Below are 21,369 nucleotides of genomic sequence, written 5' to 3'. Positions count from 1 at the left end.
CGGATGGCGACCGCGACCTTCCGCTTTCACGGCGAACTGAACGCCTTTCTCGCGCGCCCGCAGCGCGACCGGGCGTTCGCGCACGCATGCGCCCGCGACGCGACGGTCAAGCATGCGATCGAGGCGCTCGGCGTCCCGCACACCGAAATCGGCCGGCTGTACGTGAACGACGCGCCGGCCGCACTCGACCGGCCGCTCGACGACGGCGACCGTGTCGAAGTCCTGCCCGAACGCGCCGGGCCGGCGGCCCACGGTGCAACGGGGCCGCCACCGGCGGCATGGCGCTTCGTCGCCGACGCGCATCTCGGCGGCCTCGCGCAACTGCTGCGCCTCGCCGGGTTCGACACCTGCTACGACAACCACTACCGCGACGACGAACTCGCGGCGCTCGCCGAGCGGGAGAACCGGATCGTGCTGACGCGCGACCGCGAGCTGCTCAAGCGGCGTGCGGTCGTGCGCGGCTGCTACCTGCATGCGCAGCGGCCGGCCGACCAGTTGCACGAGCTGTTCGAGCGGCTCGATCTCGCGCCGCACATGCGACCGTTCCGGCTGTGCCTGCGCTGCAACGCGCCGCTGCATCCGCTCGATGCAGCCGCCGCCGCGCCGCGCGTGCCGGCCGGCGTCCGGCTGCGGCACCGGCGCTTCGCCGCGTGCGACGTGTGCCGGCGCGTGTTCTGGGAAGGCTCGCACTGGCGGCGCATGCGCGCGGTGGTCGACGCGATGCGCGCGCCGCCGCCCGTCCGGGCCGACGAACCGGGTGAATCCGGTGCCTGAAAAAACAAAACCCCGCATGCCGAAGCATGCGGGGCTGGCCGACCGATGGCCGGCAACGCCGGCCGTGGCGGCAGAACCGCTTAGTTCTGCGTGCCTGCGTCGTTCGTGCCGGCGGCCGATGCGGCTGCAGCCTTCGCCTGGCCCTTCTTCGAACCGTGGTGCTTCAGCTGGTGCTTCGGCTTGCTGTGATCCTTCTTGGCCGGTGCCGGAGCGGCGGCCGACGTGTCGGCTGCCGGCGCGGACGCCTGTGCGAATGCCGAAACCGATGCGAGAGCGAATGCTGCGGCGATGATCGAAGCGAGCGTCTTCTTCATTGTTCTTCCTTTAGCGGAGAAAAAATCAAACGTACCGGTAATTAAAGATGCGAGGCATTCGCATCGGAGCCCCAGGCCGCATGGCACGGCTTGCGCCGTGCCGTCGCGACAAAACCTGACGCACTGGTTCCATAACGCACCGCCTTCGCGGCAAGTTGACACGTTGCTTGCGTCCTCGGGTTTCCCCGGGGGCGGGCTTGTCGGCCGGCGCCGGCCGGCCCAACGGGCCGCCGCCGCACGGCGCCGCAAACCGGCTCGCGCGGCGCCGGAGCGACGCTTATACTGGCGTCCATCCGTCCCTTTCCCGGAAACCGGATCGCGGCCGGTCACACGACCCCCGCCGTCTCGAGGCGCTCAAATTGCCCGACCACAATCTGGACAAACTGAAAATCGACCGGCGTCCGATCGCCCCGGTGCCGCGCCGGCGCCGCTGGGCGCGCTATGCGGTCGCCGCCGCGCTGATCGTCGTCGCGATCGTCGCCGGCCTCGCCCTCACCGGCCGGCCGACCGTCGACACCACCTCCGTCACGTCCGCCTACCCGTACCAGAACGACACGCAACTCAATGCGACCGGTTACGTCGTGCCGCAGCGCAAGGCCGCGGTCGCGTCGAAGGGCCAGGGCCGCGTCGAATGGCTCGGCGTGCTCGAAGGCACACGCGTGAAGAAGGACGAGATCATCGCGCGGCTCGAAAGCAACGACGTGCAAGCGTCGCTTGCGCAGGCGCGCGCGCAGGTGCAGGTGTCCCGCGCGAACTTCGGCGTCGCGCAGGCCGAACTGAAGGACGCCGAGATCGCATTGCGCCGCACGTCCGCGCTCGCGCCGAAGGGCGCGGTGCCGGCCGCGCAGCTCGACACCGACACGGCCCGCGTGAACAAGGCGCGCGCGACGCTCGCCAGCGACCAGGCCGCGATCGTGTCGGCCGAAGCGAACGCGCAGGCCGCGCAGGTCGCGGTCGACCAGACGGTGATCCGCGCGCCGTTCGACGGCATCGTGCTCGCGAAGCATGCGAACGTCGGCGACAACATCACGCCGTTCTCGTCCGCGTCGGACAGCAAGGGCGCGGTCGTGACGATCGCCGACATGGACACGCTCGAGGTCGAGGCCGACGTCGCCGAATCGAACATCGCGAAAATCCGCGCCGAGCAGCCGTGCGAGATCCAGCTCGACGCGCTGCCGGACATGCGCTTCGCGGGCCGCGTGTCGCGCATCGTGCCGACCGTCGACCGCTCGAAGGCCACCGTGCTCGTGAAGGTGCGCTTCGTCGACCGCGACGAGCGCGTGCTGCCCGACATGAGCGCGAAGATCGCATTCCTGTCGAAACCCGCGACACCGCAGGACCGGCAGCCGGTGACGGCCGTGCAGGCGAGCGCGGTGGTCGAGCGCGACGGCCGGCCGGTCGTGTTCGTCGTGAAGGACGACAGCGCGCACGCGGTGGCCGTGACGCACGGCATGCGGATCGGCGAGCTGGTCGCGGTGCGCGGCGTGAAGCCGGGCGACACGGTCGTGCTCGCGCCGGACGCGAAGCTGAAGGACGGCGCGAAAGTGACCGTCGCGAAGAAGTAGCGCGCGTGAACGACGCCCCGCCGCCCCTCGTCGAGCTCAGCCACGTCGCGAAGTCGTACCGGCGCGGCAACCAGATCGTGCCGGTGCTGACCGACATCACGCTCGACATCGGCGAAGGCGATTTCGTCGCGCTGATGGGGCCGTCGGGCTCCGGCAAGAGCACGCTGCTGAACCTCGTGGCCGGCATCGACCGGCCGGACAGCGGCGAGCTGCGCGTCGGCGGCCTCGACATCTCGCAACTCGCCGAGGCGCAACTGGCCGAATGGCGCGCGGCGAACGTCGGCTTCATCTTTCAGTTCTACAACCTGATGCCCGTGCTCACCGCGTTCGAGAACGTCGAGCTGCCGCTGATGCTCACACACCTGTCGCGCCGCGAGCGGCGCGAACGCGTCGAGCTGGTGCTCGACATGGTGAATCTCGGCGATCGCACGAGCCATTACCCGTCCGAGCTGTCGGGCGGCCAGCAGCAGCGCGTCGCGATCGCGCGCGCGCTGATCACGGATCCGGTGCTGATCGTCGCCGACGAGCCGACCGGCGACCTCGACCGCGCGTCGGCCACCGACGTGCTCGCGATGCTGCAGCGGATGAACGCCGAACTCGGCAAGACGATCATCATGGTGACGCACGACGCGCATGCGGCCGGCGCCGCGCGCTCGCTCGTCCATCTGGAAAAAGGGGAGCTGATCGATGGGCACGCCGGCTGACCGGCGGCGGGAGCGCGCGCGATGTATGTGCTGAAGCTGATCGCGCGCAACGCGTTGCGGCACCGGCTGCGCACGCTCTTGACCGTGCTCGGGCTCACGATCGCAGTGCTCGCGTTCGGGCTGCTGCACACCGTCGTCGACGCGTGGTACGCGGGCGCGGCGGCCGCGTCCAGCGGGCGGCTCGTCACGCGCAACGCGATCTCGCTGGTGTTTCCGCTGCCGGTCAGCTACGAGAACCGCATCCGCGGCGTCGACGGCGTGACGGCCGTGGTCCGCTCGAACTGGTTCGGCGGCATCTATCGCGACCCGAAGAACTTCTTCGCGAGCTTCGCGGTGTCGGAGAACTATCTCGACCTGTACCCGGAATTCATCCTGCCGGCGCAACAGCGCGCCGACTACAACCGCGACCGCCGCGGCTGCCTCGTCGGCCGCCAGCTCGCGACGCAGTTCGGCTTCAAGGTCGGCGACGTGATTCCGCTGAAGGGCACGATCTATCCGGGCACGTGGGATTTCGTCGTGCGCGGCATTCTCGACGGCCGCGACGATTCGACGATCACGCGCCAGCTGGTGTTCCACTGGGATTACCTGAACGAGACGGTGCGCAAGCGCACGCCGAGGCAGGCCGACCAGGTCGGCGTGTTCGTGCTCGGCGTCGCGAACCCCGACGACGGCGCGTCGATCGCGCGCAACGTCGACGCGGTGTTCAGGAACTCGCTCGCCGAAACGTTGACCGAGACCGAGCAGGCGTTCCAGCTCGGCTTCGTCGCGATGTCGAACCAGATCATCGCGGCGATCCGCCTGGTGTCGTACGTGGTGATTCTGATCATCATGGCCGTGATGGCCAACGCGATGGCGATGAGCGCCCGCGAGCGCACGGCCGAATACGCGACGCTGAAGGCGCTCGGCTTCGGCCCCGGGTTCCTCGCGTTGATCGTGTTCGGCGAATCGGTCGTGATCGCGGTGGCCGGCGGCGGGCTCGGCATCCTCGCGACGCCGCCCGCCGCGAGCCTGTTCAAGCAGGCGGCCGGCGGCATCTTCCCGGTGTTCAAGGTGTCGACCGAGACGATCGCGCTGCAGGCCGCGTGCTCGGTCGCGGTCGGCCTCGCGGCCGCGCTCGTGCCGGCGTGGCAGGCCGCGCGCGTGCGCGTCGTCGAAGGCCTGCGGGCGATCGGCTAGAGGCGCGCATGGCGATCCCGCTCACCTACATCGCGCGCAACCTGTGGACCCGGCGCCTCACCACCGCGCTCACCGCGGGCGGGATGGCGCTCGTGATCTTCGTGTTCGCGACGGTGCAGATGCTCGATGCGGGACTCACGAAAACGCTCGTGTCGACCGGCGAACCGGACAACGCGGTGGTGATCCGCAAGGGCGCCGAGACCGAGATCCAGAGTTCGATCGACCATCAGCAGGCCAACGCGCTCGAGATGCACCCGGCCGTCGCGCTCGGCCCCGACGGCCGGCCGCTCGTGTCGAAGGAAGCCGTTGTGCTGATCTCGCTCGTGAAGACGTCGACCGGCAAGCCGTCGAACGTCGTGATCCGCGGCGTATCGCCGGCCGGCCTCGCGCTGCGTCCGCACGTGAAGCTCGTGGCCGGCCGCCCGTTCGCGCCCGGCTCGTCGGAAATCGTCGTCGGCAGCGCGATCGCGAAAGGCTTCAGCGGCACGCAGCTCGGCGACCGCCTGCATTTCGCGCAGCGCGACTGGACCATCGTCGGCATCTTCGATGCGGGCGGCAGCGGCTTCGATTCGGAGATCTGGGGCGACGTCGACCAGCTGATGCAGTCGTTCCGGCGCACCAGCTATTCGTCGATGGTGCTGCGCATCCCGAGCGCGGACGGCTTCGCGCGCTTCAAGGCCGACATCGACGTCGACCCGCGGCTGACCGACGAGGCGAAGCGCGAGCAGACCTTCTACGGCGACCAGTCGAAGGCGCTGTCGACCTTCATCAACATCCTCGGCATCACGCTGTCGACGATCTTCTCGATCGCCGCGATGATCGGCGCGATGATCACGATGTATGCGTCGGTCGCGAACCGCGTGGCCGAGATCGGCACGCTGCGCGCGCTCGGCTTCAAGCGCACCAGCGTGCTCGTCGCGTTCCTGCTGGAGGCGCTGCTGCTCGGCTTCGTCGGCGGCGTCGCGGGGCTCGCGTGCGCGTCGCTGATGCAGTTCGCGTCGTTCTCGACGACCAACTTCCAGACCTTCTCGGATCTGTCGTTCCGCTTCGTGCTGACGCCCGCGATCGTCGTGAAGACGCTCGTGTTCTCGCTCGTGATGGGGCTCGTCGGCGGGTTCCTGCCGGCGATGCGCGCCGCGCGCTTGAAGATCGTCGACGCGCTGCGCGCGCAGTGACGCGCGCCGCCGCTCACGCTCGACGTTCGCGCGGCACCCACGCGCCGTGGAACCCGGCCGGCACGCGACGCGGCAGGTGCACGGTCGCGACCGGCCCCGCGTCGATCGCGCGCGCATCGAGGATCACGACGTCGCTCGTATCCGTCGCCGCGCGGTAGACCATCACCAGCAGCCAGCCGTCGTCCTCGTCGGCGCCGCCCGGGCGCGGCACGAACACCGGCTCGCCGTTCTGGTCGCCGGCCGGCACCGCGTAGTGCGTCGTCGTGCCGCGCGCGTGGTCGAAGCGCATCACGCCGCGCATTTCCGCGTTGTTCGGCTGCTCGACCGCGTACAGATAGCGGTAGCGGCGCCCCGTGCGGCTTTCGTTGATGCGCGGCAGCTCGATGCCGCCGTCGGCGAGCGGCCCTTCGTCGATCAGCCCGTTCGCGGTATCGATCACGTAGCGCCACAGCTCGCCGACCGGGTTGTCGGCGAAGCGGCCCGTGCGCGCGTCGAGCCGCAGGAACGACGGATAGCGCACCGCGTCGAGCACGATGCACGACGCGTCGCAGTCGTACGCGTTCACGACGTGCTGGATGAAGCACGGCTCGACGCCGAACCAGCGCACGTCGCCGCCGTGGCGCGGCAGCACGCCGATGCGCGCGGGCCGGTCGTCGTGCCAGCGCAGCGGCATCCGGTGGCCCCGCTGCAGCAGCGAGAAGTCGTAGCCGACGTTCAGGTCGAGCAGCAGGCTGCGGGTTTCGGTGATCGCGAGGTCGTGCATCATCGCCGGCGCGCCCAGTTCGATCTCGACGTCGACGCGCGTCACCCCCGTCGCGTCGATCACGCCGTAGCGCAGCCAGGGTGCGCGCCAGTCCGCACGGAACAGGATCAGCTCGCCGGTCACCGGGTCGACCTTCGGATGCGCGGTCATCCCGCCGTCGATGCCCGCGTGCCGCGTCGGCGCGCCGAACGAATCGAGCGCGGCAGTGATCGCGAGCGGCGCACCGCCCTCGGCCAGCGCGAGCAGTTCGCCCGCATGCTGCAGCACGTTCACGTTCGGATTGGTGTCGGGCAGCTGCGGCGCCTGCCCGGGCGCGTGGACGGCCGCCCAGCGCCGCGTGCGCGCCCAGCGGTTCCGGTAGCCGGCCGCGCGGCCGTCGTCGAACGCGATCGCATGCAGCATCGCGGCCTCCGGCCACCACGACAGCATGTCGTTGCCGTCGAAGCGGCCGCCCGGCGGGTTCGGGCCGTTGCGCAGCAACGTGCCGTCGAGTTCGCGCGGAATGGCGCCCGTCACGCGCAGCTCGACGACGTCCACTTCGTCGGCGACCGGCGCGAGCGCGCCGCGGTTCAGGTCGAATACGGTCATCGCGTCGGCGCTCCGTCAGCAGTCTTCGGCGGCCGGCGGCAGATCGCCGCGCGCCAGCGCGAGCGCATGGTCGCGCACGTCGTCCGGCCAACCGGCGATCAGCTCGGCCAGCCGCGCCGCATCGTTCGCATACAGCGCCCGCGCGGCTTCCTCGAAACCGGGCAGGTCGCCCGCCATCGCCGACATGAAGTGATACGCGCGCGCCTGCGCGTCGCGCTGCCGGTCGGCCGCCGCGTGCGTGCGCCGCGCGTCCTCGACGAGCTTGCGCAGCGCGACCGACGCGCCGCCCGGCTGTGCGCCGAGCCATTCCCAGTGACGCGGCAGCAGCGTGACCTCGCGCGACACCACACCGAGCTTCGGCCGGCCGCGGCCGCGCTGTTCGGCAGCGCCAGCGCCTGCCGGTTCGCCAGCGCCGCTGGACGCGTCGGCCGCCGGTGCCGCATAGCGCGCGCGGATGTCGTCCGCCGTGCCGCGCAGGTCGAGGTCGATCGAGCGGCCCGTCGCGTCGTCGAAGATCAGGATCGTGCCGGGCATCGCGTCGCCGGCCGCCTGCCGGACGGCAAGCGCGACCGTCGCGAGCGGACCCGACGCGAGCCGCCGGTGGCCGTCGAAGGCCGTGTACGAAGGAAGGAGTGTGGAAGAGGTCATCGTGGTCGCCCGCAGGCTGGAATCGGAATGACGCTATTTTTATCCGGGTATTAATTGGATGTCAATATTATCCGGGTAGAAATATTGCCTCGGGATTCCACCCTGCCGGGCCGCGCGCGTGGCCGGTGCCGCCTGTCAGGCTGCCCGCGCCGACACCACGATGCCGCGCGCGCTGGCCAGCGCGTCGTCGAGCGACACATGCCCTTCGAACGCCGACGACGCCGGCGGCGGCAGGTTTTCCTCGATCGCGTGCGCGAACTGCACGCCGGCATCGTCGGCGAGCCGCGCGCGCAGCGCGGCGACGCGCGGGAACGCATCAGGCTCGAACACCGCGTGATAGTCGGCCCAGCGCGCGATCCCGGTGAAGTACGCATCGGCCAGCGTGCGCCGCGCGCCCAGCAGCCACGGGCCTTCGCCGCGCTCGAGCAGCGCTTCGAGCTGACGGTGCGCCTTCAGCACCTTGCCGCGACCGTACGCCTGCAGCGCCGCTTTCTCGGCGCCTTCGGTGTCGTGTTCGTACACGTACCAGAGCGCGCCGAACGCGTTGAAGAACGTCGTGTTCAGCCACGCCAGCATCCGGTTCAGCCGGTCGAACGCCGCGCTGCCTTGGCGAAACGCGAGGCCGCTGTCGAGCGCCTGCGCGCCGATATGGCCGAGGATCGCGATGCTTTCGGTCAGCACGTCGCCGTTCGCGGTGACGAACGCCGGCGTTTCGGCGACCGGGTTCAGCGCGAGGAACGCGTCGCTCGTCACGGCGCCCGGCATCGTGATGCGCGACAGCCGGTACGGGCGGCCGGTCCATTCGAGCGCGACGATCGAGCCGAACGAGCAGCCGGCGGGAATACCGTAGAGAAGGATCGGAGACATCGGGACATTCCGTGAAAGTTGAACGAGCCGTCATGCTCCCATGACGAACGATGACGCAGTAGCCGCTAAAATCGAAACCCTTCGTTTCTTCATGTGGACGCTGGAAGTGAATCTGAACGATCTCTACCTGTTCGTGCAGGCGGTGGATGCCGGCAGCATGTCGGCGGCCGCACGCCGGCTCGACCTGCCGAAATCGACGGTCAGCAAGCGCGTGGCCGAGCTCGAGCGCACGCTCGGTGCGCGGCTCGTGCATCGCACGTCGCGCAGCTTCCGGCTCACGCCGGTCGGCGCCGAATTCTTCGAGCATGCGCGCGCGGCCGTGATCGAGGCCGACAGCGCGCGCGACGCGGTGCTGCGGCAGGCCGCCGAGCCGGCCGGCGTCGTGCGGATCACGAGTTCGGTGCCGGTCGCGCAGCACATCCTCGCGCCGTGCCTGCCGGCGCTGGCGATCGCGCACCCGAAGCTGCTGCTGCAGATTCATGCGAGCGACCGACTCGTCGACATCGCGCAGGAAGGCTTCGACATCGCGGTGCGCAGCCATTTCGCGCCGCTGCCCGATTCCGCGCTCGTGCAACGGCCGCTCGCGGCGTCCCCGATCGTCGTCGTGGCCGCGCCGGCCTATCTCGCGCGGGCCGGCACGCCCGACACGCCGGCCGATCTCGCGCAGCACGACGGGCTCCACCCGGGCCCGCAGCCGTGGCGGCTGCAGTGCGGCGGCGACGCCGTCGACGTGACGCCGCGCCTGCGGCTGCAGGCCGATGAATCGACGCTGCTGCTGCAGGCGGCGACGGCCGGCCTCGGCCTCGCGTGCCTGCCCGACTGGATCGCCGGCGCCGCGCTCGCGTCCGGTACGCTCGTGCGCGTGCTGCCCGGCTGGTGCGCCGGCACCGTCACGACGACGCTGCTGATGCCGCACCGGCGCGGCCAGCTGCCCGGCGTGCGCGCCGCCGTCGAGTTTCTCGCGCAGCACGTGGCGCGTCACCACGGCAGCGGCCCGGACGACGCGCGCGCGTGACCGCATGCGTCCATTCGATCGATTCAAATGCTGAATCGATCAAGTCAGCAATTGGCATGAAAGCGCAAATTTCGACATGACAGAATGGCCCGGACGCCCCGCCTGCCTCGGCGTCCGGTGCCCGGTCTCCCGCCGGCGGCATCGATACACACAACGCGCGCACCGACGCGCGTGCCGCACGACGGCACCTTCCGCCCTTCGGAGGAGACGAGTCATGAATCCGCTTCACGCGCTGCCGGCGTCCGCGTCGGCAACGGCCCGGCGCACCCGCGTGCGCTGGCTCGTGCTGGCCGTCCTGTTCGCGGTCACGACGATCAACTACGCGGATCGTGCGGCCATCGCGATCGCGGGCCCGGCGCTGGCCCGCTCGATGCACCTGACGCATGTGCAGATGGGTTTCATCTTCTCCGCGTTCGGCTGGTCGTACGTGGTCGCGCAACTGCCGGGCGGCTGGCTGCTCGACCGCTTCGGATCGCGCATCGTCTACGCATTCAGCATCTTCTTCTGGTCGCTGTTCACGCTGCTGCAGGGCGGGATCGGCTTCTTCGGCGGTGCAGCCGCGTTCGCGCTGCTGTTCGGGCTGCGCTTCCTGGTCGGCGCGGCCGAGGCGCCGTCGTTCCCGGCCAACAGCCGGATCGTGTCGACCTGGTTCCCCGCGCCCGAGCGCGGCACCGCGTCGGCGATCTTCAACGCCGCGCAGTACGCGGCGACCGTCGTGTTCGCGCCGCTGATGGGCTGGCTCGTGCACGCGTTCGGCTGGCAGTCGGTGTTCGCGGTGATGGGCGTGCTCGGCTTCGCGCTCGTGCTGGTGTGGAACCGCACGATGTACGACCCGAAGGATCATCCGGGCATCAATCGCGCGGAACTCGACTATCTCACCGAAGGCGGCGCGCTCGTGAACATCGACCAGGCGATCGGCGGACGCGACGGCGGCCCGTCGCTGCATCACGTGAAGGCGCTGCTGAGAAACCGGATGCTGGTCGGCGTGTACGTCGCGCAGTACTGCATCAACGCCCTCACCTACTTCTTCATCACGTGGTTTCCCGTCTATCTGGTGCAGGCGCGCGGGATGTCGATCCTCAACGCGGGGCTCGTCGCGTCGATCCCGGCCGTGTGCGGGTTCCTCGGCGGGATTCTGGGCGGCGTCGTGTCCGATGCGCTGCTCAGGCAGGGCCGGTCGCTGTCGGTCGCGCGCAAGGTGCCGATCGTGATCGGCATGCTGCTGTCGATGTCGATGATCGTCTGCAACTACACCGATTCGCACGTGCTCGTCGTGGTGTTCATGGCGCTGTCGTTCTTCGGCAAGGGGCTCGGCGCGCTCGGCTGGGCCGTCAACGCCGACACCGCGCCGCGCCAGATCGCCGGCCTGAGCGGCGCGCTGCTCAACACCTGCGGCAACCTTTCCAGCATCACGACGCCGATCGCGATCGGCTATATCGTCGACCGCAGCGGCTCGTTCAACGGCGCGCTCGTCTATGTCGTCGCGCACGCGCTCGTCGCCGTGATCTGCTACCTGTTCGTCGTCGGCGAGATCCGCCGCGTCGAGCTTCAATGAACGGCGCGGGCCGCGCCGGCGGGTCCGGCGGCCCGCACGCCACCGAAACCAGGAGCGAACCGATGTCCGAACCGAGCCGTGCCGGCACCCCGCGCGTCACGCGCATGCAGGTGATTCCCGTCGCCGGCCGCGACAGCATGCTGCTCAACCTGTGCGGCGCGCATGCGCCGTACTTCACGCGCAACCTCGTGATCCTCGACGACAGCAGCGGGCACACGGGCGTCGGTGAAGTACCGGGCGGCGAAGGCATCCGCCACGCGCTCGAACGCATGACGGATCTCGTCGTCGGCCAGTCGATCGGGCGCTACCAGGCGACGCTCAACGCGGTGCGCGCGGCGCTGTCCGGCGCAGGCGCCGGTGCCGGCCGCACGATCCGCCACGAAGTGACGTCGGCAGGCGAGGCGGCAGTGCTGCGCCAGCCGCACGAGATCAACCTGCGGCTCGACAACGTGATCACCGCGATCGAAGCCGCATTGCTCGACCTGCTCGGCCAGCACCTCGACGTGCCGGTCGCGGCACTGCTCGGCGAAGGTCAGCAGCGCGACGCGGTGCCGATGCTCGCGTATTTGTTCTACATCGGCGACCGGCGCCGCACCGATCTGCCGTATCGCGACGAGGCGCAGGCGCCGGACCCGTGGTTCCGGCTGCGCAACGAGGCGGCGCTCACGCCGGCCGCGATCGCGCGGCAGGCCGAAGCCGCGGTCGAGCGCTACGGTTTCGCCGATTTCAAGCTGAAGGGCGGCGTGATGGCCGGCGCCGACGAGATGGAAGCGATCGCGGCGATCAAGACGCGCTTTCCCGACGCGCGCACGACGCTCGACCCGAACGGCGCGTGGTCGCTCGACGAGGCCGTCGCGCTGTGCCGCGGGCAAGGCCACCTGCTCGCGTACGCGGAAGATCCGTGCGGGCCGGAAGGCGGCTATTCGGGCCGCGAGGTGATGGCCGAATTCCGCCGCGCGACGGGGATCCCGACCGCGACCAACATGATCGCGACCGACTGGCGACAGATGGATCACGCGGTGCGGCTGCAGGCGGTCGACATCCCGCTCGCCGATCCGCATTTCTGGACGATGCAGGGCTCGGTGCGGCTCGCGCAGCTGTGCCGCGACTGGGCACTCACGTGGGGTTCGCACTCGAACAACCACTTCGACGTGTCGCTCGCGATGTTCACGCATGCGGCGGCGGCCGCGCCCGGCACGATCACCGCGATCGATACGCACTGGATCTGGCAGGAAGGCGATGCGCGGCTCACGCGCGAACCGCTCGCGATCGTCGGCGGCAAGGTGGCCGTGCCCGAACGGCCGGGGCTCGGCATCGAGCTGGACATCGCGCAGGTCGAGGCCGCGCATGCGCTGTACAACGCGGTGGGTGGTACGGCGCGCGATGATGCGGTCGCGATGCGGTATCTGGTGCCGGGGTGGACGTATGACCCGAAGCGGCCGAGTTTGGGGCGGGTCTAGGGCGGGGTGGCGAGACGGTCGAGCAACAGGCCGCGGTCGCCACGGTAAAACAAAAGGCCCGATCTCGCGATCGGGCCTTTCGAATTCCGTTGGTGGAGCGGAGGAGGATCGAACTCCCGACCTTCGCATTGCGAACGCGACGCTCTCCCAGCTGAGCTACCGCCCCAACAGTCAATCATCATACACACGCATTTCCGCGCTTGGCAATAGGGGTTACGTCACCCCCGACGCGTTACTTTGACGGCGCGCCAGCCAGCACCCATTCGACCACCGACCGGACGTCGGCGTCGCTCATGCGCGGATGCGCGGGCATCGGAATCGCGCCCCACACACCGGAGCCGCCGTCCTTCACCTTCTTCGACAGCTTCGCGACGGCCTGCGGATCGGACTTGTAACGCGCGGCGATATCCTTGAACGACGGGCCGACGAGCTTGCGGTCCACCGCATGGCAGCCCATGCACGCGTTGCTGCGCGCAACCTTCAGGCCGTCGCCGACGTCCGCATGCGCGGCGCCCAGCGTGCCGGCCACGAGCGCCGCGGCCGCGGCGCCCTGCACCATCCGGCGTTTCATCGATTTGATCTGCATGCCCGTCATTGCGCCTTCGCCTTCGGATTGCCCGGATGCACGCTCGACGAATTCGAGATCGGCGCGGGCGGCTGCAGCGGCGTGGACTGCACCGACGCGTCGGGCACCGCGCCGACCGTCGCGTTGTCCGCCGGTGCGGCAGCCGCCTGCGCGCCGGAGGCGCCGCTCGCGGGCGACGCGTCCTGCAGCGCCTGCGCGTCCTGCGGCTTCACGTACTGGAACACCTTCACGACCTTCTCGACGCCCGGCACCTGGCTCGCGGCTTCCGCGCCGCGATTGCCTTCGTCCACCGTCACGAGGCCCATCAGGTAAAGATTGCCGCGTTCGCTGACGACCTTGTAGTAGTTCGCCGAGATGCCCTTCGTCGCAATCAGCTCCGACTTCACGCGCCCTTCGAGGTACGAGTCGTTCGCGCGCGACGACAGCGACGACGCCGGCTCGACCGACAGCTCGTTGACGATGCCGTTCACGTTGTTGATGCCGCGCACGATTTCCTCGGCGCGCTGCTTCGACGCATCGTTCGGCACTTCGCCCGTCAGCAGCACGCGGCGGTTGAACACCGTCACGTTCACGTGCGACTGGTCCGGCAGCCCGTTGTTGATCTGCGTGAGCGACTTGACCTGGATCTCGCGATCCTCCGTCTGCGCGCCGAGCGTGCGGCGATCGGTCGCGATCAGCGCGCCGCCGCCGGCCGCGGCCCCCACGACCCCGAGCACACAGCCCTGCAGCGACACGGCGAGGCCCGCCGTCAGCGCAGCAAGCAGCGTGGTTCTGACGAGCGTCTGTTTGACGCGGCTTTGATTCATCGACGGCTCTCCTTCGTTCAATCCTCACCCAGCAGCATCGCGTCGATGCCGTCGCACAGGCTGTGGATGGTCAGCAGATGGACTTCGTGGATGCGCGCCGCGCGAACGGCGGGCACGCTGATCGGAATATCGGTGTCGGACAGCGCGGCCGCGACCGTGTGGTCGTTGCCGCCCGTCAATGCGACGACGGTCATCTCGCGCTCGTGCGCCTCATCGATCGCCGCAAGCACGCGCGGCGATGCGCCGCCCGCATCGAGCACCAGCAGGATGTCGCCCGTCTGGCCCAGCACGCGCACCTGCTGCGCGAACAACTGCTCGGCGGCGGCCGCGCCGGCGAGGCCGGCCTGCGACGCGTCGGTGGCCAGCGCGATCGCGGGCAGGCCCGGACGCTCGCGCTCGAAACCGCCGACGAGCGACGCGGCGAGGTACTGCGCGGCGGCGGCCGACGGGCCGTCACCGCACGCGACGATCTTGTTGCCGTTCGCCAGCGCGGCGAACATCGCATCGACCGCGGCTGCGATCGGCAGCGACAGCGCGTCGGCCGCTTCGGCATGAAGCGCGGCGCTGTCGCGGAATTGTTGCTGAATACGTTCGACTGACATCGATTCCTGGTGAACTGGGCGCGTGGCACCACTCGCGCGACATCGTGGGTGCGGCGAGTTTACCGTACTCCGGCGCCCTCTCCGGGGGTCCGGCAAGAACTCTTTACATCTCGTCACAGCTCGCCGCTACGCGTCGTCGGTACGAAATGCGTCGCGCAGCCACGCAAGCCGGCCGGCCTCGAACGCGACGACGTCGAAACGGCACGCGGCACCGGCGCCGTGCCGCGACCAGAACTGCAACGCGGCCGCGACCAGACGCCGCCGCTTGCGCCAGCCGACGCTCGCGGCCGCGCCGCCATGCCGGGTGCTGCGCCGCGCGCGCACCTCGACGAACACGAGCATGCCGTCGGGCTCGCGCATCACGAGATCGAGCTCGCCGCCGCGCATCGTCACGTTCGCGGCGACGAACCCCAGACCGTGACGCTCGAGAAACTGCCGCGCGCGCTGCTCGAACGCGGCGCCGACCGGTTTGGATCGCGCCGCGCCGGAAAAGTTGTCGCCCGAACGCGGCCGACCGCGCGCGCCCTCCGGCCGCGCCGGCGCCGCGTGGCACAATGCCGTCCTTGTTCCGCTCGTGCCGCGATTGCGTGCATTGCCTGCCATGACTGCCCTCCTCGAACTCGCGCATACGCAGCACTACCCGGACGCCACGCTCTACGTGGTCGCCACGCCGATCGGCAATACGGCCGACATCACGCTGCGCGCGCTGCACGTGCTCGGCCTCGCCGACCGCATCGCGGCCGAAGACACCCGCAACACGGGCCAGCTGCTCGCCCGCTACGGGATCTCGAAACCGCTCGTCGCCGTGCACGAGCACAACGAACGCGAAGCCGCGCAGCGCGTGATCGAGCTGCTGCGCGGCGGCGAACGCGTGGCCTATGTGTCGGACGCCGGCACGCCGGGCATCTCGGACCCCGGCGCGCGGCTCGTCGACGCCGTGCGCGCGGCCGGCTTCGCGGTGGTTCCGCTGCCTGGCGCGAGCGCGGCCGTGACCGCGCTCAGCGTGGCCGGCGACTGGGCCGGCGCGTTCACGTTCGCGGGCTTCCTGCCGCCGAAGGCGAAACAGCGCGCGAGCGCGCTGCAGGCGCTGGTGTCGCACCCGTACGCGCTGGTGTTCTACGAAGCGCCGCACCGGATCGCCGAAACCGTCGCCGCGCTCGCCGACGCATTCGGCCCCGCGCGCCGGCTGCTGATCGCGCGCGAACTCACCAAGCTACACGAGCAGTTGTTCCAGGGCACCCTGGCCGAAGGACAGGGCTGGCTCGCCGGCGACGCGAACCGGCAGCGCGGCGAGTTCGTGCTGGTCGTCGAAGGTGCGCCGGCGGCAAGCGGCGAAGCCGACGACGCCGCGCACGACGCGCTGCTCAGGCTGCTGCTCGAAGAGGTGCCGGTGAAAAGCGCGGCAAAGCTCGCGGCCGCGCTGACGGGCGCATCGCGCAACGCGTTGTATGCGCGTGCGCTCGTGCTGAAGGAAGGCACGGAAGGCTGACGCGCACCGCCGCCGCGCGGAAACGACAAAGGGCTGCCGGAAGGCAGCCCTTTGTACATGAGCGGACGATTGGCCGCGTTACTTCGCCGAGATCGACGCGAACATTTCGTCGCGGGCCTCGCGTGCTTCCTGCGGCGACAACCCTTCGATCTTCACGCGGCCCGTGCCGGCGTGCACGAGGCCGATCACCTTGGCCGCCGCGTACGACAGGTCGAGCACGCGACCGCGCTTGAACGGCCCGCGATCGTTGACCTTCACGACGACCCACTTGCCGGTCGATGCGTTGGTCACCTTGATGTACGACGACAGCGGCAGCGTGCGGTGCGCGGCGGTAAACGCGTTCATGTTGAAGCGTTCGCCGTTCGCGGTGCGGCGGCCGTGGAAGTCCCGCCCGTACCACGATGCGCGACCGGTCTGGCGGAAATCGGATACATCCTTGCCGTCGATCGGCTCGGCGTCCGCCAGCGACGACTTCTTCGCGTCCTTGCTGTCGGCCGCCGGCATCGATGCCAGCGCGGAATCGAAACTGAGGGGCTGCTTGTCGTCGTCCGCCTTCGCGGCAGCGGCCGTCTTGTCGACCGCCTTCTTCTGGTTCACGCTGCCGGTGGTCTGGCTGGGTGGCACCGCACAGCCCGTCAGCGCAAAAAACAATGCAATGGTTCCGAATCGGCTCGGAAAACGTAAATTCATCGACGTGTCGCCTTCTGGTTCGGGCCGCATCGATACAACGCTGCTACACAACGCAGAGATGCGGCCCGGACGGCAAATGCGTGCACGCCCCGCTCGAAGGCGAGCAGGCGGCTAGCATGGGCGCGGCGTTCGTCTAGGCCGCAACCGTCCTGATTAGTTTTCACGTCTGGCGCAACCTGTCCCCAACAGCCTGACCAGACCCCACATGCCGCCATCGAACATGGCTTCACGTTCGCGCGCGTCGATACGACCAACGCACAGGAACGGCGGCACAGGCCTCATCCGGCGGCGCGGCAGCAGGGCCGCAGGCGGGCGCGCAGCACCCGGCCGGACAAGACGTGAGCACCGAATGCTCGGTGCTGGATACACCGCCGGACTCCCCGGCGGCCGATGCTTGACGGTGAATCGGACGCCTCATTTAACGGGGCCGAAACACCAGCGAATTGCGTGAAATTCACGCGCAATGGGGCGCATTATACATAAATCAAAACCTTGTCTCGAAAAGCACCCCCGACGCACCATTGATTCTCGCTATGGCTGTAACAATCGACATGCTCCGGGAATGCCCGCATCCGCGCGCCACGGCATGCATCGCACGCCCGGCAGCCCGCACGCGCGACCGGTACAATCGCTCCTTTTAGCCGCCGGTGCCCCCATGAAAGTCACGCTCATTCCGGTCACGCCGTTCCAGCAGAACTGCTCGCTGCTCGTCTGCGAGAAGACGGGCCGCGCGGCCGTCGTCGATCCGGGCGGCGATCTCGACCGGATCGAACAGGAAGTCGCGCGGCAGAACGTGCAGGTCGAGAAGGTGCTGCTCACGCACGGGCACATCGATCACTGCGCGGGCGCGAAGACGCTCGCGACGCACTACGGCGTGCCGATCGAAGGGCCGCAGGAAGAAGAGCGCTTCTGGATCGAGAAGCTGCCGATGCAGAGCGAGCGCTTCGGCTTCCCGGCCGCCGACAGCTTCGAGCCCGACCAGTGGCTGAACGACGGCGACACCGTGCGGTTCGGCGACGAGACGCTCGAGGTCTATCACTGCCCGGGCCACACGCCGGGCCACGTCGTGTTCTTCAGCCGCGCGCATCGCATCGCGATCGTCGGCGACGTGCTGTTCGCGGGCTCGATCGGCCGGACCGATTTCCCGCGCGGCAATCACGAGGACCTCGTCCGTTCGATCAAGGAAAAGCTGTGGCCGCTCGGCGACGACGTCACGTTCGTCCCCGGCCACGGCCCGGTGTCGACGTTCGGCGACGAGCGCCGCACGAATCCGTTCGTGTCCGACAAGGTATTCGGATGAACCAGACCGCCATCCCCGAAATTTACGTCAGCACCGACGTCGAGGCCGACGGCCCGATTCCCGGTCCGCACTCGATGCTGAGCTTCGCGTCGGCCGCCTATACCGAGGACAAGCAGCTGATCGCGACGTTCTCGGCGAACCTCGAGACGCTGCCCGGCGCGCACGCGCACCCGGTGCAGGAAGCGTGGTGGAAGACCGAGCCGGAAGCCTGGGCCGCGTGCCGGCGCGATCTGCAGACGCCCGAGGCGGCGCTGGTCGCCTACGTCGAATGGGTCGAGGCGCTGCCTGGCAAGCCGGTGTTCGTCGCGATGCCGGCCGGCTTCGATTTCACGTTCATGTTCTGGTACATGATGCGCTTCGCCGGGCGCTGCCCGTTCTCGTGGTCGGCGCTCGACATCAAGACGCTCGCGTTCGCGATGACCGGCCTGCCGTACCGCAAGGCGATCAAGCCGCGCTTTCCGAAGCACTGGTTCGACGATCATCCGCACACGCACGTCGCGCTCGACGATGCGATCGAGCAAGGCGCGCTGTTCTGCAACATGCTCGCCGACCTGCGCCGGCAGCAGGCCGCGCTGGCGGGCCTGGCCGTGTCGGATACCGATCGGTCGGAAAGCGCGGGGGCAGGACAAAATCCCACGGATCCGCGGGCAAATTAGCGAATCTCGCTCAACAGCGCGTCGCCAGATTGCCTTTCCTTTCCCGGCCCTCTAACATTCAGCGTGTTGTAGCTGCCGCATGGAGGCGCAGGTGACGCTCGATTCCTTTTCGCAAAAAATCCTTCGCCTGTTGCAGCTCGACGCGCGCCGTTCCGTTCAGGAAATCTCCGACCAGGTCGGCCTGTCGAGCACGCCGTGCTGGCGCCGCATCAAGGACATGGAACAGTCGGGCGTGATCCAGCGCTATACGGCGCTGCTCGATCGCGAGAAGCTCGGCCTGCACGTCTGCGCGCTCGCGCACGTGCACCTGACGCGCCACAACGAAGGCGGCGTCGAGCAGTTCGAGCGCGAGATCGCGACCTGCCCGGAAGTCACCGAGTGCTACAGCACGACCGGCGAAGCCGATTACATCCTCAAGATCGTCGCGCCGGACATCAAGGCCTACGACGTGTTCCTGCACGAGCGCATCTTCAAGATCCCGGCCGTGTCGCAGGTGCGCACGAGCGTCGTGCTGCGCGAAATCAAGTTCGACACGCAACTGCCGCTGTAACGCGCCGGCCCGCCCCCGCGGCGGGCCGCGTTCACGGTTGCCGGTTGCCGGTCACGTCCGCGCGGGCAACGTGCGCGTGAAGCCGATCCGGCGCGCGCCGAATTCGCGCTTCAGCGTCTCGATGTCGAGCCGGCCGGCCAGCGCCGCATCGGTGTCGTGCGGATCGCTGTCGAGCGTCACGTCGACCTCGAGCCCCGTACTCAGGTAATGCAGGTTGATCGCCGCCGCGCGCAGGCCGCGCTGCGCGAGCGCGGCCTCGAGCCGCGCCGCGAGCTCGCCGCGCGGCGGCAGCGCGAGCGCCGGACGGCGCGCCGCATCGTTCTCCGGGTCGACGTGGATCAGCGCATCGAGCACGCGCGGGTCGGACAGCACGCGCGCCCGCGCGGTCTCGGCTATGTAGTGCCCTTCGGAGACGGAGATCTTCGGATCAACGAGGATGTGCGCATCGACGAGCGCGGCATCACCCATCTTGCGCGTGCGCAGGTCGTGCACGTCGCGCACGCCGGGCGTCGCGGCGAGCAGCGCGCGGATCTCGGCCGTGTCGGCCGTATCGAGCGCGCGGTCGGAGAGGTCCTGCAACGCGTCATAGCCGAACGTCCAGCCCATGCGCGCGACCATGAAGCCGACGATCGCGGCCGCGATCGGGTCGAGCAACCGCACGCCGGCCAGGCTGCCGACGATGCCGATCGCGACGACGAGCGACGACGCGGCATCCGAACGTGCATGCCACGCGTTGGCGACGAGCATCGCCGAGCGTACGCGCCGCGCTTCGCGCAGCATGTAGCGAAACAGCGCTTCCTTCGACACGAGCACCGTCAGCGCAACGATCAGCGCGGAAAAATGCACGGCCGGAATGTTTTCGAGATTAACGAGGCGATCGCCGGCACGCCAGAGCATGCCGATACCGACTGCAATCAGGATCGCGCCGAGAAACAGCGACGCGACCGTCTCGTAGCGGCTATGGCCGTAATTGTGGTCGGCATCCGGCGAGGCACCGCTATGCCGATTCGCAACCAGCACGACAAAATCCGAGATCAAATCGGAAATCGAATGCACACCGTCAGCAATCAATGCCTGCGAATGCGCAATCACGCCGACGACGATCTGAAATGTCGCAAGCACGACATTCAGGACAATACTGACGAGCGTGCTCTTGCGCGCAACTGCGTGCTTATCTGCGCTCTGCGCGTCGCCGGAAAACGTAGACATGAAATATGAGATATCGGTGTGCGCATCGGTGTGCGATACGCAATTCTATCAAAAGCGCCCCGCAAGCCCTTCCAATACCCACAAATTTCTCATTTAAATCAACCGCTTATACGAACGTGTCGCATTTTCATTCACACGGCGTTTCTTACATTTTTATGACGGCGTCGAGCGGGCCGCCGGCGCCCGGAAAACAAAAAAGCCGCGCTCCTCGACGGACACGCGGCTCTTTTGAAGAGCGGGCAACCTAAACGAACGTTTAAATCGCAAACTGTTCGCGGTTCTTGCCGGCGATCCAGCGCGGCGGCTTGCCACGGCCCGACCACGTCGCGCCCGTTTCCGGATCGCGGTATTTTGCCGCCACGCCTGCGCGCGGACGACCGACCTTGCCGGCCTTCGCGCGGCTGAGACCGAGTTCGGCGAGCGAAAAGCCGTAGTCGGCAATTTTCTGCTTCACGTCATTCAGCACTTCAGCGTATTCACGCGACTTCGCTTCTTCGATTTGCTTCTCCAGCTTCTCCCGCTGGGCCAGCAGGTCCTTGTAAGAAGACATAGTTTCCCTTTCTATCTGACCAATGGCGCCGGTCTGCAGCCAGCTCACCATTCATGAAATATATGTGCCTCGGATTTTCGAAGGCAGAGATTAGCACAAAAAAGATTTGATAGAAGCGAGATTCATGAAAATACCGAGACCCATTGTAATTCACACATGTCATTTTGACCGGCCGCGGCCTTTTCTCAAATTTTTACGCTCCTACACAGAGATTAGGACATTAGCGATTGACTATTAGGTCTATCAACATACGCAATTACCCTGCATTCGAAAAAATCAAAGCTTTCATCGGACGACAGTTTTGCGAAAACCACATGACGCGGTTTG

The 21,369-nt window shown here is 68.4% G+C and carries 23 protein-coding genes and 1 tRNA gene; 12 read left to right on the top strand and 12 right to left on the bottom strand.

Going from position 1 to position 21,369, the window contains the following annotated elements:
• The first annotated feature begins 3 nt into the window (after positions 1-3).
• On the top strand, positions 4-774 hold the full coding sequence (locus KU887_RS01410) for a Mut7-C RNAse domain-containing protein (RefSeq protein ID WP_034201101.1): 771 nt from the start codon (positions 4-6) through the stop codon (positions 772-774).
• A gap of 80 nt (positions 775-854) precedes the next feature.
• Here KU887_RS01410 and KU887_RS01405 read toward each other — a convergent pair whose 3' ends face one another.
• Positions 855-1,088: a hypothetical protein gene (locus KU887_RS01405; protein WP_006494172.1), complete on the bottom strand. Its 234-nt coding sequence runs from the start codon at positions 1,086-1,088 to the stop codon at positions 855-857.
• A gap of 359 nt (positions 1,089-1,447) precedes the next feature.
• Between KU887_RS01405 and KU887_RS01400 the strand changes: the two genes are divergently transcribed.
• The 4 genes from KU887_RS01400 to KU887_RS01385 are packed head-to-tail and all read left to right on the top strand — an operon-like array spanning position 1,448 to position 5,708.
• Positions 1,448-2,653 (top strand): efflux RND transporter periplasmic adaptor subunit, encoded by a 1,206-nt coding sequence (locus KU887_RS01400; RefSeq protein ID WP_258252441.1) that lies wholly within the window; start codon positions 1,448-1,450, stop codon positions 2,651-2,653.
• 5 nt (positions 2,654-2,658) lie between these two features.
• On the top strand, positions 2,659-3,357 hold the full coding sequence (locus KU887_RS01395) for an ABC transporter ATP-binding protein (protein ID WP_006484506.1): 699 nt from the start codon (positions 2,659-2,661) through the stop codon (positions 3,355-3,357).
• Between the two features lie 21 nt (positions 3,358-3,378).
• Positions 3,379-4,533 (top strand): ABC transporter permease, encoded by a 1,155-nt coding sequence (locus KU887_RS01390; protein ID WP_212268167.1) that lies wholly within the window; start codon positions 3,379-3,381, stop codon positions 4,531-4,533.
• A gap of 8 nt (positions 4,534-4,541) precedes the next feature.
• Positions 4,542-5,708, top strand: a complete 1,167-nt coding sequence (locus KU887_RS01385; RefSeq protein WP_006497436.1) for an ABC transporter permease — start codon at positions 4,542-4,544, stop codon at positions 5,706-5,708.
• A 13-nt stretch (positions 5,709-5,721) separates the two neighbouring features.
• Here KU887_RS01385 and KU887_RS01380 read toward each other — a convergent pair whose 3' ends face one another.
• The 3 genes from KU887_RS01380 to KU887_RS01370 form a co-directional block, all read right to left on the bottom strand.
• A complete protein-coding gene (locus KU887_RS01380) occupies positions 5,722-7,059 on the bottom strand; it encodes a carotenoid oxygenase family protein (protein ID WP_080323087.1) in 1,338 nt (445 codons plus the stop codon).
• A 15-nt stretch (positions 7,060-7,074) separates the two neighbouring features.
• Positions 7,075-7,707, bottom strand: a complete 633-nt coding sequence (locus tag KU887_RS01375; protein ID WP_006497438.1) for a DUF2239 family protein — start codon at positions 7,705-7,707, stop codon at positions 7,075-7,077.
• Positions 7,708-7,842: 135 nt separating this feature from the next.
• Positions 7,843-8,574 carry a glutathione S-transferase family protein gene (locus tag KU887_RS01370; protein WP_034201105.1) on the bottom strand — a complete coding sequence of 244 codons (732 nt, stop codon included), beginning with the start codon at positions 8,572-8,574 and terminating at the stop codon, positions 7,843-7,845.
• A gap of 40 nt (positions 8,575-8,614) precedes the next feature.
• Between KU887_RS01370 and KU887_RS01365 the strand changes: the two genes are divergently transcribed.
• The 3 genes from KU887_RS01365 to KU887_RS01355 all read left to right on the top strand — a co-directional run bounded on the left by KU887_RS01365 (position 8,615) and on the right by KU887_RS01355 (position 12,604).
• Complete coding sequence (locus KU887_RS01365) at positions 8,615-9,589, top strand: LysR family transcriptional regulator (RefSeq protein ID WP_124633764.1); 975 nt, start codon at positions 8,615-8,617, stop codon at positions 9,587-9,589.
• A gap of 214 nt (positions 9,590-9,803) precedes the next feature.
• Positions 9,804-11,144, top strand: a complete 1,341-nt coding sequence (locus tag KU887_RS01360) for an MFS transporter (protein ID WP_006497441.1) — start codon at positions 9,804-9,806, stop codon at positions 11,142-11,144.
• Positions 11,145-11,206: 62 nt separating this feature from the next.
• Positions 11,207-12,604 (top strand): enolase C-terminal domain-like protein, encoded by a 1,398-nt coding sequence (locus KU887_RS01355; protein ID WP_034201874.1) that lies wholly within the window; start codon positions 11,207-11,209, stop codon positions 12,602-12,604.
• Between the two features lie 90 nt (positions 12,605-12,694).
• Here KU887_RS01355 and KU887_RS01350 read toward each other — a convergent pair.
• The 5 genes from KU887_RS01350 to KU887_RS01330 form a co-directional block, all read right to left on the bottom strand.
• Positions 12,695-12,770 (bottom strand) — tRNA-Ala (locus KU887_RS01350).
• A gap of 66 nt (positions 12,771-12,836) precedes the next feature.
• Positions 12,837-13,199, bottom strand: a complete 363-nt coding sequence (locus KU887_RS01345; RefSeq protein WP_006497443.1) for a c-type cytochrome — start codon at positions 13,197-13,199, stop codon at positions 12,837-12,839.
• Positions 13,196-13,996 carry a BON domain-containing protein gene (locus KU887_RS01340; RefSeq protein ID WP_006483342.1) on the bottom strand — a complete coding sequence of 267 codons (801 nt, stop codon included), beginning with the start codon at positions 13,994-13,996 and terminating at the stop codon, positions 13,196-13,198. The genes KU887_RS01345 and KU887_RS01340 overlap by 4 nt, the downstream gene beginning before the upstream one ends.
• Before the next feature lie 17 nt (positions 13,997-14,013).
• On the bottom strand, positions 14,014-14,598 hold the full coding sequence (locus KU887_RS01335) for an SIS domain-containing protein (RefSeq protein ID WP_006497445.1): 585 nt from the start codon (positions 14,596-14,598) through the stop codon (positions 14,014-14,016).
• Between the two features lie 126 nt (positions 14,599-14,724).
• On the bottom strand, positions 14,725-15,153 hold the full coding sequence (locus KU887_RS01330; protein WP_012492275.1) for a YraN family protein: 429 nt from the start codon (positions 15,151-15,153) through the stop codon (positions 14,725-14,727).
• Between the two features lie 46 nt (positions 15,154-15,199).
• Between KU887_RS01330 and rsmI the strand changes: the two genes are divergently transcribed.
• On the top strand, positions 15,200-16,087 hold the full coding sequence (gene rsmI, locus KU887_RS01325) for a 16S rRNA (cytidine(1402)-2'-O)-methyltransferase (RefSeq protein ID WP_006483673.1): 888 nt from the start codon (positions 15,200-15,202) through the stop codon (positions 16,085-16,087).
• 78 nt (positions 16,088-16,165) lie between these two features.
• Here rsmI and KU887_RS01320 read toward each other — a convergent pair whose 3' ends face one another.
• Positions 16,166-16,777 carry a septal ring lytic transglycosylase RlpA family protein gene (locus tag KU887_RS01320; protein WP_006483675.1) on the bottom strand — a complete coding sequence of 204 codons (612 nt, stop codon included), beginning with the start codon at positions 16,775-16,777 and terminating at the stop codon, positions 16,166-16,168.
• Between the two features lie 655 nt (positions 16,778-17,432).
• Here KU887_RS01320 and KU887_RS01315 point away from each other — a divergent pair.
• From KU887_RS01315 to KU887_RS01305, 3 genes are all read left to right on the top strand, one after another.
• Entirely contained in the window at positions 17,433-18,077 is a 645-nt protein-coding gene (locus tag KU887_RS01315; protein WP_006483678.1) for an MBL fold metallo-hydrolase, read from the top strand.
• Entirely contained in the window at positions 18,074-18,733 is a 660-nt protein-coding gene (locus tag KU887_RS01310; protein WP_006483674.1) for an exonuclease, read from the top strand. Before KU887_RS01315 ends, KU887_RS01310 begins: the two co-directional genes overlap by 4 nt.
• A 79-nt stretch (positions 18,734-18,812) precedes the next feature.
• Complete coding sequence (locus tag KU887_RS01305; protein WP_006477376.1) at positions 18,813-19,283, top strand: Lrp/AsnC family transcriptional regulator; 471 nt, start codon at positions 18,813-18,815, stop codon at positions 19,281-19,283.
• A 51-nt stretch (positions 19,284-19,334) separates the two neighbouring features.
• On the opposite strand, the gene KU887_RS01300 is transcribed toward KU887_RS01305, so the two are convergent.
• Positions 19,335-20,492, bottom strand: a complete 1,158-nt coding sequence (locus KU887_RS01300; protein ID WP_006497446.1) for a cation diffusion facilitator family transporter — start codon at positions 20,490-20,492, stop codon at positions 19,335-19,337.
• A gap of 256 nt (positions 20,493-20,748) precedes the next feature.
• A complete protein-coding gene (locus KU887_RS01295; RefSeq protein ID WP_006491875.1) occupies positions 20,749-21,042 on the bottom strand; it encodes an H-NS family nucleoid-associated regulatory protein in 294 nt (97 codons plus the stop codon).
• Positions 21,043-21,369: the final 327 nt, after the last annotated feature.

The sequence above is a fragment of the Burkholderia sp. EMB26 genome, from assembly GCF_024730645.1.
Lineage (GTDB): Bacteria > Pseudomonadota > Gammaproteobacteria > Burkholderiales > Burkholderiaceae > Burkholderia > Burkholderia cenocepacia.
Note: the sequence above shows the minus strand (reverse complement) of the source record. Positions and strands in the feature narration are given on the sequence as shown.

Bases quoted from the DNA above. Each gene is read 5' to 3' on its own strand.
- KU887_RS01410 (WP_034201101.1), top strand. From the start codon at position 4: ATGGCGACCGCGACCTTCCGCTTTCACGGCGAACTGAACGCCTTTCTC.
- KU887_RS01405 (WP_006494172.1), bottom strand. From the start codon at position 1,088: ATGAAGAAGACGCTCGCTTCGATCATCGCCGCAGCATTCGCTCTCGCA.
- KU887_RS01390 (WP_212268167.1), top strand. From the start codon at position 3,379: ATGTATGTGCTGAAGCTGATCGCGCGCAACGCGTTGCGGCACCGGCTG.
- KU887_RS01385 (WP_006497436.1), top strand. From the start codon at position 4,542: ATGGCGATCCCGCTCACCTACATCGCGCGCAACCTGTGGACCCGGCGC.
- KU887_RS01380 (WP_080323087.1), bottom strand. From the start codon at position 7,059: ATGACCGTATTCGACCTGAACCGCGGCGCGCTCGCGCCGGTCGCCGAC.
- KU887_RS01375 (WP_006497438.1), bottom strand. From the start codon at position 7,707: ATGACCTCTTCCACACTCCTTCCTTCGTACACGGCCTTCGACGGCCAC.
- KU887_RS01370 (WP_034201105.1), bottom strand. From the start codon at position 8,574: ATGTCTCCGATCCTTCTCTACGGTATTCCCGCCGGCTGCTCGTTCGGC.
- KU887_RS01365 (WP_124633764.1), top strand. From the start codon at position 8,615: ATGACGAACGATGACGCAGTAGCCGCTAAAATCGAAACCCTTCGTTTC.
- KU887_RS01360 (WP_006497441.1), top strand. From the start codon at position 9,804: ATGAATCCGCTTCACGCGCTGCCGGCGTCCGCGTCGGCAACGGCCCGG.
- KU887_RS01355 (WP_034201874.1), top strand. From the start codon at position 11,207: ATGTCCGAACCGAGCCGTGCCGGCACCCCGCGCGTCACGCGCATGCAG.
- KU887_RS01345 (WP_006497443.1), bottom strand. From the start codon at position 13,199: ATGACGGGCATGCAGATCAAATCGATGAAACGCCGGATGGTGCAGGGC.
- KU887_RS01340 (WP_006483342.1), bottom strand. From the start codon at position 13,996: ATGAATCAAAGCCGCGTCAAACAGACGCTCGTCAGAACCACGCTGCTT.
- KU887_RS01335 (WP_006497445.1), bottom strand. From the start codon at position 14,598: ATGTCAGTCGAACGTATTCAGCAACAATTCCGCGACAGCGCCGCGCTT.
- rsmI (WP_006483673.1), top strand. From the start codon at position 15,200: ATGACTGCCCTCCTCGAACTCGCGCATACGCAGCACTACCCGGACGCC.
- KU887_RS01320 (WP_006483675.1), bottom strand. From the start codon at position 16,777: ATGAATTTACGTTTTCCGAGCCGATTCGGAACCATTGCATTGTTTTTT.
- KU887_RS01315 (WP_006483678.1), top strand. From the start codon at position 17,433: ATGAAAGTCACGCTCATTCCGGTCACGCCGTTCCAGCAGAACTGCTCG.
- KU887_RS01310 (WP_006483674.1), top strand. From the start codon at position 18,074: ATGAACCAGACCGCCATCCCCGAAATTTACGTCAGCACCGACGTCGAG.
- KU887_RS01305 (WP_006477376.1), top strand. From the start codon at position 18,813: ATGGAGGCGCAGGTGACGCTCGATTCCTTTTCGCAAAAAATCCTTCGC.
- KU887_RS01300 (WP_006497446.1), bottom strand. From the start codon at position 20,492: ATGTCTACGTTTTCCGGCGACGCGCAGAGCGCAGATAAGCACGCAGTT.
- KU887_RS01295 (WP_006491875.1), bottom strand. From the start codon at position 21,042: ATGTCTTCTTACAAGGACCTGCTGGCCCAGCGGGAGAAGCTGGAGAAG.